Annotated in this window: 12 protein-coding genes; 4 read left to right on the forward strand and 8 right to left on the reverse strand. The window is 69.0% G+C overall.

Annotation, left to right across the window (positions count from 1 at the left end):
* The first annotated feature begins 200 nt into the window (after positions 1-200).
* A complete protein-coding gene (locus ACSTA4_RS22545) occupies positions 201-836 on the forward strand; it encodes a TetR/AcrR family transcriptional regulator (RefSeq protein ID WP_444960913.1) in 636 nt (211 codons plus the stop codon).
* Positions 837-1,122: 286 nt separating this feature from the next.
* Here ACSTA4_RS22545 and ACSTA4_RS22550 read toward each other — a convergent pair whose 3' ends face one another.
* The 4 genes from ACSTA4_RS22550 to ACSTA4_RS22565 form a co-directional block, all read right to left on the reverse strand.
* The gene (locus tag ACSTA4_RS22550) at positions 1,123-3,426 is read right to left on the reverse strand and encodes a rhamnogalacturonan lyase (RefSeq protein WP_444960914.1); all 2,304 of its coding nucleotides are present in this window, start codon (positions 3,424-3,426) and stop codon (positions 1,123-1,125) included.
* Positions 3,427-3,966: 540 nt separating this feature from the next.
* A complete protein-coding gene (locus ACSTA4_RS22555; protein ID WP_444960915.1) occupies positions 3,967-4,992 on the reverse strand; it encodes an NAD(P)-dependent alcohol dehydrogenase in 1,026 nt (341 codons plus the stop codon).
* Positions 4,989-5,819: an iron-sulfur cluster assembly protein gene (locus ACSTA4_RS22560; protein ID WP_444960916.1), complete on the reverse strand. Its 831-nt coding sequence runs from the start codon at positions 5,817-5,819 to the stop codon at positions 4,989-4,991. The genes ACSTA4_RS22555 and ACSTA4_RS22560 overlap by 4 nt, the downstream gene beginning before the upstream one ends.
* 1 nt (position 5,820) lies before the next feature.
* Complete coding sequence (locus tag ACSTA4_RS22565; protein WP_444960917.1) at positions 5,821-6,831, reverse strand: amidohydrolase family protein; 1,011 nt, start codon at positions 6,829-6,831, stop codon at positions 5,821-5,823.
* Positions 6,832-6,988: 157 nt separating this feature from the next.
* Between ACSTA4_RS22565 and ACSTA4_RS22570 the strand changes: the two genes are divergently transcribed.
* Complete coding sequence (locus ACSTA4_RS22570) at positions 6,989-8,521, forward strand: helix-turn-helix domain-containing protein (RefSeq protein ID WP_444960918.1); 1,533 nt, start codon at positions 6,989-6,991, stop codon at positions 8,519-8,521.
* A 103-nt stretch (positions 8,522-8,624) separates the two neighbouring features.
* Here the strand turns inward: ACSTA4_RS22570 and ACSTA4_RS22575 are convergent, their stop codons facing one another.
* Both ACSTA4_RS22575 and ACSTA4_RS22580 read right to left on the reverse strand, forming a co-directional pair.
* Positions 8,625-9,023, reverse strand: a complete 399-nt coding sequence (locus ACSTA4_RS22575) for a hypothetical protein (RefSeq protein ID WP_444960919.1) — start codon at positions 9,021-9,023, stop codon at positions 8,625-8,627.
* A gap of 103 nt (positions 9,024-9,126) precedes the next feature.
* Positions 9,127-9,690: an ATP-binding protein gene (locus ACSTA4_RS22580; protein ID WP_444960920.1), complete on the reverse strand. Its 564-nt coding sequence runs from the start codon at positions 9,688-9,690 to the stop codon at positions 9,127-9,129.
* Between the two features lie 208 nt (positions 9,691-9,898).
* Here ACSTA4_RS22580 and ACSTA4_RS22585 point away from each other — a divergent pair, with 208 nt between their 5' ends.
* Both ACSTA4_RS22585 and ACSTA4_RS22590 read left to right on the forward strand, forming a co-directional pair.
* Positions 9,899-10,756: a helix-turn-helix domain-containing protein gene (locus ACSTA4_RS22585; RefSeq protein ID WP_444960921.1), complete on the forward strand. Its 858-nt coding sequence runs from the start codon at positions 9,899-9,901 to the stop codon at positions 10,754-10,756.
* Entirely contained in the window at positions 10,753-10,998 is a 246-nt protein-coding gene (locus ACSTA4_RS22590; RefSeq protein ID WP_444960922.1) for a DUF397 domain-containing protein, read from the forward strand. Before ACSTA4_RS22585 ends, ACSTA4_RS22590 begins: the two co-directional genes overlap by 4 nt.
* A 370-nt stretch (positions 10,999-11,368) precedes the next feature.
* On the opposite strand, the gene ACSTA4_RS22595 is transcribed toward ACSTA4_RS22590, so the two are convergent.
* Both ACSTA4_RS22595 and ACSTA4_RS22600 read right to left on the reverse strand, forming a co-directional pair.
* Complete coding sequence (locus tag ACSTA4_RS22595; RefSeq protein ID WP_444960923.1) at positions 11,369-11,944, reverse strand: hypothetical protein; 576 nt, start codon at positions 11,942-11,944, stop codon at positions 11,369-11,371.
* Positions 11,945-12,146: 202 nt separating this feature from the next.
* Entirely contained in the window at positions 12,147-12,623 is a 477-nt protein-coding gene (locus ACSTA4_RS22600) for a hypothetical protein (protein WP_444960924.1), read from the reverse strand.
* Positions 12,624-12,631: the final 8 nt, after the last annotated feature.

The raw sequence follows: 12,631 nt of genomic DNA on the forward strand, positions 1-12,631 counted from the left end.
TGCCGCTGGTGGCGGCCACGGCGGCCGCTTTTGTCACTGTAGGACTTTTTGTCGCCCAGAGACAAATATTGTTGTGCCTGGTCCGGGCGTCAGTAAAGTGGACCCGCCCAGGCAGCGCACACACGGGAGGGGGGACGGTCGTGCCGGGAACACCGTCCGCGAAGACGCCCCGCGCACCCTCGGGGCGGGGCCGCCCGCCCATGACCGAGCGGCGCAGGGAGATCGTGCGCACGGAGATCGCGCGCGCGGCCGTGCGGCTGTTCACCGAGAACGGGGTGTCGGGCACCACGGGCGACGACATCGCGCACGCGCTCGGCATCTCCACCAGGACGCTGTGGCGCTACTTCCCCAGCAAGGAGAGTTGCGTCCGGCCGCTGCTGACGACGGGACTGGAGCACATGGCCGAACGCCTGCGCGCCTGCCCTCCCGGGGTCCCCCTCCTGGAGTACCTGGAGCGGGAGCGGTTCTTCGACGGCGAGCCGCAGGTCGTGGAGGGGCCCGTCGCGGACCTCATCCGGATGACCCGCACCGAACCGGCGCTCATGGCGGTGTGGCTGGAGGTGCACCACGCCGCCGAGTCCGTCTTCGCGCGGATCATCGCCGACCGCACCGGCGAGTCCGCCGAGAGCCTGCCCGTCCGCGTCCAGGCGGCCGCCCTCAACTCGGCGCTGCGCCTGGCCGCCGAGGAGCGGGCGCGCCTGGAGGACGACGGGCGGGGCGTCCTGTCGGAGGGTGTGGGGCCGCTGCTGCGCACCGCGCTGACCACCGCGGCCCGCGGCCTGCCCGCCTTCGGGCACGACAGCGGGGACGAGCGCGGGGACGCGCCCTCGGACTGAGGGTGTCCGCACCGACCCCGGCCGCCGCTGCCAATGCGGGGACGATGCCCTCGGGTTGAGACCGCCCGCGTCGGCAGCGGTGGCGGCGCCCTCGGAGGCGCGGTGGTTCCGGGAGGCCGCCCCTCTCGCGCCGTGCCCGGCGCGGCGGCGTGCGGCGGAGCGGCGGAGCGGCGGAGCGGATCGGGACGGGCCGGTACCGGCTGCGGGCACGCTGCCCAGCAACCCAGCGCCCGGACGCGAACGTGCCCCGGACGGCCGGGCCGCCGGGGCACGCACCCGCCCGCTCCTACTCCGGGAAGACGGCGTCGGGGACCTGCACCCGCGCCCAGTCGGTGTCCGCGCCCAGGTGGAAGGACGGGTACGCGGGCTGGTTGTAGCCGGTCTGCTGCCGGGCCACGTCCGCCCGGTACTGCGGGTCGTGCATGAGGGTGTGCAGCCGGTGTCCGGTCACCTCGGTGCTGGTGAGGATCCGCAGCGCTCCGCTGTCCTCCGTACGCAGGACCAGTTCCTCGCGCCAGTCGCCGAGCACGTCCGCGACCAGGGCGGGGTTGCCCTTCGTCCCGTTGTTGGTGAGCGTGCCCTCGGCTGTGAGCAGGGTGCCGCGCCGCCAGTCCTCGATCCCGGGGTCCTCGGTGCCCTCGACGATCTGCGTGGTCATGTCGGCGGACCAGCGGATGCTCATGTTCGTCCCGGGGGTGCGGTCGCCCAGGAACTCCCCGTCCGCGCTCCACAGGCCCGCCTCGCCACCACCGCCGGGCGGCATCGAGGACCACGCCTCCAGGCCGGGGACGTCCGGATCGACGTCGCCGACCATGCCCCGGCCGGTGTCGGTGCCCGTGTACCCGCCGAACAGCACCTCGCCGGTGGCGGCGTCGCGCATCGCGAACCCGTACGGCGCGCTCGCGCCGCCCTCGTGCACGGTCCAGATCTCCAGGCCCTCGCGCTCCGGGTCGAGGTCGCCCACGTGCATCGCGTCGCCGTGCCCGAGCTTGGCCGTCTCGCCCTCGATGGCGCTCCCGGGCGGCCCCTCGGCGTGCGAGGAGTACAGCAGCGACCCGTCGTCGTCCAGGGTCGCGGAGCCGTAGACGATCTCCTGACGCCCGTCGGCGTCCACGTCGGCCACGCCGAAGGAGTGGAAGCCCTGACCGGCCAGCGTGCCCATGTCGGGATAGGAGCCCCGACCGCCGTGCGGTGAGGCGTCGAACGGGTTGTCCATCGGCACGTGCCCGCTGTCCGCGATCCAGCGCGTTCTGATGTCCTCGCCGTCGAAGTCGTAGGCGGCCACGGCCGAGCGCGTGTAGTAGCCCCGGGCGAACACCGCCGACGGGCGGGTGCCGTCCAGGTAGGCCACTCCGGACAGCAGCCGGTCCACCCGGTTGCCCGGCTCGATGCGCGCCATCGCGTAGTCGCCCCACATCAGGCCGTCGTCGCCCCGGCCCGGTTCGTAGCGGACGGTGTCCAGCTCCGCGCCGGTCTCGCCGTCGAACACCGTCAGGTACTCGGGGCCGTCCACGACGAAGCCCTCGAACTCGCGCAGCTCGTTGCGCGCGCTGCGCGAGGGCGCGTACTCGTCGAGGAAGAAGTCCGCGAGGGCCCCGGCGTCCGCCTCGCTCAGGGGGTAGTCGTAACGGGGTTCCCCGCCGAAGGCCTCCTCCAGGGTGGCGGGCCAGTTCCCGGCCACCACCTCGGGGTGCTCGTGCCAGCCCCGGAACACGGCCACGACGTGCTCGCGGTAGTCCTCGGCGCTCATCCGGTAGTCGTCGCCGTGCCCGACCCCGGCCTCGACGTCCTCCTCCGGCAGGGTGATGTGGTCGCCGGAGGCCTCCCCGTCCCCGTCGAAGGTCAGTGTTCTGGTGCCCGGGGCGGTCTTGAGCATGATCTCTGAGCGGCCGTCGCCGTCGAGGTCGTAGACGACGAACTGCGTGTAGTGCGCGCCCGACCGGATGTTGACGCCCAGGTCGATGCGGTGCAGCAGCTCGCCGTCCAGTGTGTAGGTGTCCACGTACGTCGGGCCGGTGTAGCCCCGCTGCGAGACGTCCTTGGAGTTGGTGGGGTCCCACTTGACGACGAACTCGTACTGTCCGTCTCCGTCCACGTCGCCGACGCTGACGTCGTTGGCGGTGTAGCCGTACTCCTCCCCCGCCGGGGTGGTGCCGCCCTCGGGTTTGCGGAGCGGCAGGTCGTGGTGGCCTTCGGCCCACACGGCGGCCTCGCCCTCGGGGCCGACGCCCGGCCTTCCCCGGGGGACGGGGACCACCCGGTACTCGGAGTCGGCGCCGCCCTCCCCGTCCAGGAAGTTGGTGCTGTCGCGCACCATCCCGACGACCCGGCCGTCCCGGTACACCCGGAACTGCGGGCCCCGGAGCCCGGAGTCGGTGGGTCCGCCGACCTCGGAGGCCAGCAGGCGCCAGCTAAGGAAAACGCCTTCCGGGGTGTCGACAGCGACCAGGCCGCGATCCAGCCGTTCGAGCTGGATGCCGGGGCCTCCTCCCGGTTCGGCCAGCGCGGCGGAACTCGCGGCCATCACCAGGGCGCATACGCCCGCGAACAGCGGACTCGTTCTTCGGACGGAACGCGGGGGGATCCCCATGGGCACGCCTCCTTGAACAGCGGGGGTGGCCCACATTACAAGGCAAGCGCTTTCCGACCAATACCCCCACTGAACAGACCGCCACTGCGCCGGAACGCCCCGTGCGCGCCCGGGGCCGCACCCGCCTGCGCCAGGTCACCGCCCGCGCCGGGACGCACCGCCCCACCGGGAAACCCCACCTGCGCCGGGACACCCAGCTCACAATCCGGACGCACTGACTACAACCGAGATGCACCGTCCGTGCCAGAACGCCCCCGCTCACGACCGTGGCGCAACGCCCGCGTCGGGACGCCTCCGCTCGCGACCGGAACGCACCGCCCGTGCCAGAACACCCCGCCGCGCACCGGCGTCACGTCCCGGCAGCACGCGAACGGGCGCGGCGGGCACGCCGGGCCTCCCCTTCCGCCCTCCGGCGGAGACGGATCCGTCCCCTCGACGCGGACCGCCCCTCACCTCGGACGGACCCGGCGTGCCGCCGCGGGCCCGGCCGGACCCGTGAGCCCGACCGGGTGTTTCCTCCCGGCGTGGTCGGAGGTCCCTCTACGGGACGAGGATCGCGCGGCCCCGGATACGCCCGGCGTCGAGGTCGTCCAGCGCGTCCTGGAAGCGGTCGAGCGGGTACTTGCTGGTGTGCAGCCGCACGTGTCCCCGCGCCGCCAGCACCATCAGCTCGCACAGGTCGTTGTAGGAGCCGACGAGGTTGCCGACGAAGTTGATCTCCGCCGAGATGACGTCGATCGTCGGCACGTCGATGTTCTCGCCGTACCCGACGACGTGGTAGTCCCCGGCGCGGCGCAGGAACCGCACCCCGTCCGAGGTCGCCCCGCCCTCCCCCACGAAGTCGATGACGACCTCGGCGCCGTGGCCGCCGGTGAGTTCGAGGACCTGCTCGACCTGCGTGCCGTCCGCGACCACCCCGTGGTCGGCGCCGATCGAGGTGGCCAGGGCGACCGCGTTGGCGTTGCGGTCCACCGCGATGATCTCGGCCGCGGTGATCGCCTTGAGCAACTGGATGCCGATGTGCCCGAGGCCTCCGGCGCCGATCACCGCGCAGCGGTCGCCGGGGCGCAGACGGCGCGCGGCCTTGGCCGCGGCGTGGTAGGCCGTCAGTCCGGCGTCGGCGAGCGCGGCCACGTCGGAGGGTTCGAGGGAGTCGTCGATGCGCACCACGCTGCGCGCGGAGGTCTTGAGGTACTCGGCGTAGCCCCCGGCCGTGTCGATGCCGGGGAAGAGGTTGTTCTCGCAGTGGACGTCGTCACCGGAGCGGCAGGCCCGGCACAGGCCGCAGGTGATCAGCGGGTGCACGATGACCTTGTCGCCCTCGGAGACGTTGGTGACGCCGCTGCCCACGGCGTGCACCCATCCGGCGTTCTCGTGGCCGATCGTGTAGGGCAGGGTGACGCCGGACTTCTGTGCCCACTGACCCTCCAGGATGTGGATGTCGGTGCGGCACACTCCGGCGCCGCCGATCCTGACGATGACGTCGAAGGGACCGGTGACCTCCGGGGCGGGCACCTCCTCCATGCGCAGGTTCTGGCCGTAGCCGACGACCTGGACTGCCTTCATGAGTTCCTCGCTTGGACGGTGAGCGGAAGTGTGTGGGCGGGCGGGGCCTGGTCGGCCTCCGACCCGGGGTAGCGGGTGCGCAGCAGCCCGCGGCAGAAGTGCGAGTTGCCCTCGATGGAGATCCGGGTGGAGCGGGCGAACCGCAGCCGCAGCGGAACCTCCTCACGGGGGAAGGGGTCGCCGTGGTCGTCCACGAGCACGCGCGCGGTCGGGTCGTCGTCCAGCCCGAGCGCCGCGCGGCGCCGCAGCAGCGCCCGCCCGGCCCGGTCGTCGGGCAGGTCGGCGAGGGTGAGGTCGTGCAGGTCCTCCTCGGCCAGGCCTGGGTCCGCGCGCAGCAGCAGGGTCAGCGCGCGCTCCATCGCGGCGGCGTGGGCCTTGCGCCGGAAGACCAGGCGCAGCTCCTCCAGGTCCTCGCGGGCCTCGTCCCCGAACGTGCCGCGGTAGCCCGCGTCCGCGGCCAGGCCGCGGTTGATCCTGTCCGAGTCGTGGTGGTCGTCGAGGAGGACCGAGACCCGGCGCACGCCGGGCAGGTCGGTGAGCACGTCCTTGGCGTCGGAGGCCATGAGGTAGGCGAAGTTGGGCGCGCAGAACGAGGTGGGCAGCCGCAGGTGGACGGTGAGCGCGCCGCCGTCGGCCCTGACCGAGCGGACGAAGCCCAGGTCGGTGACGGGCTCGTCCAGCTCGGGGTCGTACACCGCGTCCAGCGCCCGCAGCGCCGCCCGCTCCAACTCCGCGTCCTCCGGAGTCCCGGGTTCGGGGGCCGTGTGCGCGGTCTCCGTGCGTTCCGGGAGCGGGCGCTCCAGTTCGGTGTGTCCGGGCGGGCGCATGTCAGGCCACCGCCTTGGTGTCGGTGTCGGCGGCCAGACCCAGCCCCTCGGGCACCTCGATGCCGTACATCGCGGCCGCGTTGAGCCCGAGGATCTTCTTCTTCTGGTCCACGGTGACCGGCGCGTACTCGGTCATGTCCTCGGGGATCTGGAAGTCCACGAACTTCTCGACCAGCCAGCGCGGGGTCCACAGGGCGTAGTCGCTGGAGAACTGGATGCGGTCCTCGTCCAGCCAGTACAGCAGCTCGCCGAGGATCTGCGCGAAGTAGCGCGGCCGCGTGTGGATGAAGGGGATCGCCACGGCCAGGCCCGCGTGCACGTTGGGCTCCTGGGTCGCGATCCAGCAGAAGTCCTCCAGGCGGGGCAGCCCGCAGTGCTCCACCACGAAGTTGAGGTCGGGGAAGTCGGTCGCCGCGTGGTCCACGTCGGCCACGTCGAAGGCGTCGCGGTCCAGCGGCCGGATCGTGGGCCCCTTGTGGACGTGGATGTTGCGGATGCCGAGTTCCTGGCAGGTCTCCAGGTAGCGGTAGGTCCACGGGTCGTCCAGCTTGTACCCGCGCGAGCCCTCCTTCCACTCGGCGGTGTAGAGCTTGACCCCCTGGAGCCCGAACCGCTCGGCGTCGCGGCGCAGCCACTCCAGCCCCTCCTCCTCGAAGCGCGGGTCCCAGCAGTGGTTGTAGGTGAGCTTGTCGGGGTGGGCCTGGGTGAGCGCGAAGGCCTCCTCGGCCTGCCCGAACCCGTTGCGGTAGAAGGCCCCCAGGTGGGCGGGCTGGAAGATGGCGTGGTCGACGTAGCCGTCGGTGAACAGGTCGCGCATCAGGCGCTCGCCGCCGTAGTAGAGGAAGTCCTCGTACGGCCACAGCTCCGACTCCGGGCCGAGGTTGCGGTGGTAGTCGTAGAAGCAGTCGATGAACTGCTTGCCGTGGATGTTGAGCTGGTTCTCGGGACGCGCGTCCCACAGGGCGACGTGCGCGTCCACGACGAAGTAGTTCTCGCCGTCCTTGCTGTACATGCTTCCTCCCACTAGGCCGGGTCGAGTCGGCCGTTTCGCTGGAAGACTAGGGAGACGTACGCAACTCCGGACTGTGTCGCGTGTCTCAGTTTGAGACAGCCGCTCCGAGGCGTCCAGGACACGGACGAGTAACCTGGCCGTCACGCGGCCCGGGCGGGTGTACCGACCGTCCGCCCAGGTCGCGGCCAGAGAACCCCTGGAGGCCGACGTGCACGACCGGACGTGTTCACCGCCCAGACACGCACCCACCGACACCGCCGGACGGACACCGGCGAAAGCCCCCCGGCTGCGCGCCTCGTGGCGGCGCAGCGAGCACTACGGCGTCTCCGCCGAACGGGTGGAGCCCGCCTTCACCGGTTCCGTGGACACGGAGTCGCTGTTCTACGAGTGCGGCAACGAGGTCCTGCGGGGCATCCAGCGCACCATCGCCAACGAGCCGGTGAGCCTGATGATCACCGACAGCGAGGGGCTGGTGCTGAGCAGGCTCGCCAACGACGCGGCGATCCTGCGCTCCCTGGACCGGGTCCACCTCGCGCCCGGGTTCTCCTACGCCGAACGCGACGCGGGCACCAACGGCCTCGGGCTGGCCCTGGCCGACCGCGCGCCGTCGCTGGTCAGGGCGGAGGAGCACTACTGCACGGGGCTGCGCGGGTACACCTGCGCCGCCGCTCCGGTCCTGGACCCGGCGGACGGCACGCTGGTCGGCAGCGTCAACCTGACCACCTGGTCGGAGTCCTCCTCGGCCCTGCTGCTGGCGCTGGCCCAGTCCGCCGCGCAGAGCACGTCCGCGCTCATGCTCGCCCGGGGCACGGGGCGCCGGGTCCAGCCCGCGCCCAGGGGCGCGGTGTTCCGCTTCCGCGCCGCCGGCGGCGGGCAGGCCGACGCCTGCTCGTCACGGCTCTGGCGCGGCGCCGTCGCCGGGGCCCGCGAGGCGGTGGGCGGGCGGACGCTGGCGGTCGTGGGCGAGTCCGGTTCGGGCCGGACCTCCCTGGCCTCGCTCGCGCGGCGGCAGGTCAGCGCACGGGAGAGGGTGCTCAACGCCCGTCCGCCCGCCCCGGAGGACGTGGACTCCTGGCTCACACTCTGGACCCCCGAGCTGGCCAAGGACGACACGTGCGTGATCGTGTCCGGGGTGGAGGCGCTTCCGGCGTGGGGAGCGAGCGAGCTGGCCCGGCTGCTGGCCGGGGCGCGGCGCGGGGGCGGACGCCCCCAGCCCTTCGTGGTCACGGGACGGAGCTTCGACGCGCTCCCCGAGGCGCTGCGGGAACTGGTCGACGCGGTGGTCGAGGCCCCCGCCCTGCGCCGCCGCCCGGAGGACGTGCTGCCGCTCGCGCGGCACTTCGCGCAGGGGGCCCGGGGTCGGGCGATCGGCTTCACCCCGGCGGCCTCACGTGCGCTCACCGACTACCACTGGCCGGGCAACGTCACCGAGCTGAAGCGGGCGGTGTGCGACGCGGCGCTGCGCGCGGACGTGGTCGACGTCCACCACCTGCCCGCCGAGGTCTTCCGGAGCAACGGCGGGCGCCGCCTCAGCCGCATCCAGGCGGTGGAACGCGACGAGATCGTCCGCTGCCTGACCGCTCCGGGCGCGACCGTCGTCGGGGCCGCCGCCGAGCTGGGGATGGGGCGGGCGACCGTCTACCGCAAGATGCGCCAGTACAACATCCGGATGCCCCACCAGCAGGAGTAGGCGGTTGTCCGGCCGTAGACGCTCCGGCGGGAACCACCGCTGAGTCACGGGTGGGCCGGAACCGCTGGCGGCGGTTCCGGCCCGTGGTGGGAGGGGCCACCGGTCAGGCCGGTACGGGAGTGACGGCCTCGACGGCCAGGGCGGGCGGCATGAACGGGGCATTGTGCGGCCACAGGGCCAGGAGGAGGGCGTCAGCGTTCGCGGCTTCGAGGAGTCCGGTGGGGGTGACCGCCCAGAAGGACTGCGTGGCCTCGCCGTAGTAGACGATCAGGTGGCGGTGGCGCTTCTGGATCGCGGCGGCCTGGGCGTGCTCGCGGGAGAACTCGGAGCGGTGGCCGCCCAGGCGGGGCAGGCGCTGGGCACGGCGAACCCGGCAGGAGGGGTGTTCACAGTGCGGGCAGACCGGGCCGACGAGCGGGGTGCGGCGCGGGAGCGGCGGGACGAGCCGGGGCATCGGTCGAACGTCGTCCGAACGGCGGGGCGAGGGGATAGGGTTCTGCATCAGATCCTCTTTTCTTGCCTATGTCTGGGTTGGTTTCTGGGGGTTCAGGGCCCGGGAGAAGCGCTGCAACGCTTTCCTGGGCCCGTCTCATGTCGGCGGCATGTCAGAGGTCGGTGTGGGTGTTCCACCGGCTTCCGGTGAGGTCGTAGGCCAGCGAGAACCACACCGTGCGGTAGTGGGCGTTGCCGTTGTCGCCCCAGGCGGTGGCGAAGGCGTTGACCATGGCCAGGCCCCGGCCCGATTCGGCGTCCAGGTTCAGGCCGTTCTTCTTGGGTTGCAGGCGGGCGTCCTTGTCGCGCAGGCCGCCCCGGTCGCGGCAGGCCAGATGCAGCCCGGTGCGGTGGCGGTGGACGAGAAGGGTGTAGCTGCCGCCGGGTCGGCCGGAGAGGCTGTGGCGAATCGAGTTGTTGGCCAGCTCCGATCCCAGCAACGTGAACAGGTAGCGGTAGTCGGTGTCCTGGGCTGCGGCGCAGGTGTCCAGGAACGCGCGGACCAGCGGCATCACGGCCGGGGTTCCGGCGAAGTCGTAGCGGCGCATCCGGTAGTTGGGCCGCTCGGGCTGCCGGGTGAAGTAGTGGCGGTGCACCGGCCGGATGAAGCTGGACAGCGGGACCGTGGCTTCTCCCAGCGCGGGCACGGGCATCGGGGCGTGGGCTTTCGCGGGCATGACGAGAACACTCCTTGGCGTGAGCAGGGGTTTCGTGGTGCCCGTTGGAGGAGTCTCACGGATGCCGTGATGCGCGGAACGGGCAGGGCGTAGCGTTCAGACCGAAGCGCTGTGTGTGATCGCTCAGTCACTGTCTAGCTTAGAATGGGAATCTCGTAAGTCAAGCGGTTCCAACAAGACTCCCGTTTTGCCCCGATAGGATGCCCCCATGAGCCAGCAGAGCCCGAACATCCGGCGTCGCCGCCTCGGTCACGTGCTCCGAAGTCTGCGCGCAGAAGCCAAACTCACCCTTGACGCCGCCGCGAAGGGGTCAGGTGTACCTCGGGCCACCCTCGGCCGCATGGAGACCGCCGAGGCACGACGCCTGCGCCGTACCGACTTGGACGCCCTCGCCGACTTCTATGCAGTGGACGCGGAGACACGCGACGGGATACACGAGCTGGCTCAACAGGCCAAGCAGAGCGGCTGGTGGTCGCAGTACAAGGACGTCTTCGGTGAACGCGCGCTGCCGGACTGGGAAGCTGAGGCCGCCACAATCCGCACCTTTCAAGCGCAGCTCATTCCTGGACTGTTCCAGACCCCTCGGTACGCGGCCGCGATCTTCCAAGGCGGTCGAGCAATCTCGGAGGAAGAGGTCTCCCGTCCCGTGGAGGCACGCATCAACCGGCAGAGCATCCTCAACAGGGTCAAACCACCCCGCATGACCGCCGTGATCGACGAAGCCGCCCTCCACCGCCTGGTAGGTGGTCGCGAAGTGATGCACGAGCAGTTGGAGCACCTCGGCCATCTCGCGATACGGCACAACATCGACGTGCAGGTACTGCCCTACGAGGCAGGCGAGCATCTGGGCATGGAAGGACCGTTCACGATCCTGGACTTCCCAGAGCCAAGGGACACTCCAATAGTGCACTTGGAAACGGCTACTACAAGCCTCTTCCTGGAACGCCCCGAAGAGATCGATGAATATAACGTTGCCTTCGGAAACCTACAGGGGGTAGCACTGTCTACGTCCCAATCGGCCGAGTTCATCGGCAACGCTGTCAAGTCACTGGAGAAACAGACATGAGCTACCAACTCAAGTTCTACAAGAGCAGCTACAGCGGCAGAGGCCAGGACTGTGTCGAGGTCGCCCACGTACCCACGGGCTTCCGAAAGAGCGGCTACAGCGCCCAAAACCAGAACTGTGTCGAGGTAGCCGAACTCCCCTGCGGCGCGGCTATCCGCGACTCCAAGCACCCCGGCACCGGACACCTCCCCTTTCCTGCCGCCGAGTGGAGCGGCTTCCTGAGAACCGCCCTCTCGCGCTGACACCTGGAACCACCCACGCCCGGCCGCCTCCCCCGAGGACCACGGCCGGGCGTCGCTGTTCCCAGGGAGCAGGCGTCCCGGCCGCCTCGTCCGTCTCCCGCCTCACCCCAGCGAGTTGAGGATGAACAGAAGCAGGGCGGTCAGCGCCACCGAGACCACCAGCGACATGACACAGCCCAGACGGTTGCTGAAGAAGACGAACACGGCACTCCCTCCACTCTCAGCCACTCCCGAAGGACTGAGCACGGTTACCGGTCCCCTACCCCGCCTACCCCGCCCCAGTACGGGCGTCTCCGGCCGCATCTTCAGGGCGAGCCAATCTCAAACCCACAGCCAACGGAGAAGGACCGAGCGTGGCGCGCTCGTCCTCCTAGGGTATTAGATAAGCCACGAGGAAGGCAAAAAAGTAGAAAGCCGAGATATAAAGAAGAGCTTTCGCATTCCAGCAGGTTCTCTCAAACGCCCACTTTTCACTTCCCCCACCGCCCTCCCCAATCCTTTCATGCACCAGTTTTTTCACAGAAGCAGCAACGCCCCTGAAGTTTATGTATCCAATCAAGAGCGAGTACAGGGAATCAGGGAATGCGGTGCATTTGATCCTCTTGCCGTTTTTCAGCCTGACCTGGACGCCTCCGACGTACTCTACTCCAGAAACACCCCCAAGTGAGATCTCAACCTCTCCCAAGAACTTCTTCACAACAAGCCTGTCCTCCCTGACTTCAATGCCGGAAAGCACACCAAGACTGAAAGCGAACCAAACAATCAGAGAGCTCAATAGATAAATAAGCAGGAGGGTGATCACATTCCAAAATGTGTACCCATCAACCCCCGGCCACACTGCACCGATCGCAAAAATCCCGAGGCCAAAAAAGAGGAAAAGGAGCCAAGAGACCACGAAAGATGACCACCTCTTGAACACCACTCTTCCATTCATCTCAAGACCCAAACGAACTTCCCAGATCCTCTCGTCCTACGAGATTAGTTCGGCCGACCATCCACACCAGAGACTAAATCTGAGTGGCCTTTGTGACGCAAAGGCCACGCACTCACTGCAGCAGCGACACCCGGAGTGCACTCCACAGACGAGCCATCGCCTGAAGGGTGGTCATATTTACCAAAAGGCGAACGAACACTCCACCCAGAAAATCCTACCAAACAAAATAGAAGCAGAAAATGAGGCCAAAGACAAGAATAAAGGATCCTAGATAGGCAAGAGGACCCATCAGCCGGAGCCTGTGCGATGCACCAAATATCCGGAAAATTAGAGAGACCCTTATAAAATCGATAGTCTCCACTACTGCTGTGGCCAGAAAGAGAATCACGGCAAGGATCAGCAGATTAGAGTATTCTTCTCCCCCCGGAATCCCCAACAGATCGAAAGCCACATAATAAAAACCCATACCAAGAAGGCTTAGGATGATGGCGTAACCTACCGCGAGGACACCATCCAATGCGCATAGATTTCGGTTCTCATCTAGGTCAAGATCACCATCTCTTCCCGACAGTCTTGCTGCTTCTACTTCGGAAAAAAATTCTCTCAACCCACTAGAGGCAAAGCCAACCAGCAAGGGAACAACGCGCCTGACGCCAATAAGTCGAACGAATGCCGCATCTGCAACACGCATCACTTCAG

It is taken from the genome of Nocardiopsis sp. M1B1, from assembly GCF_052466615.1.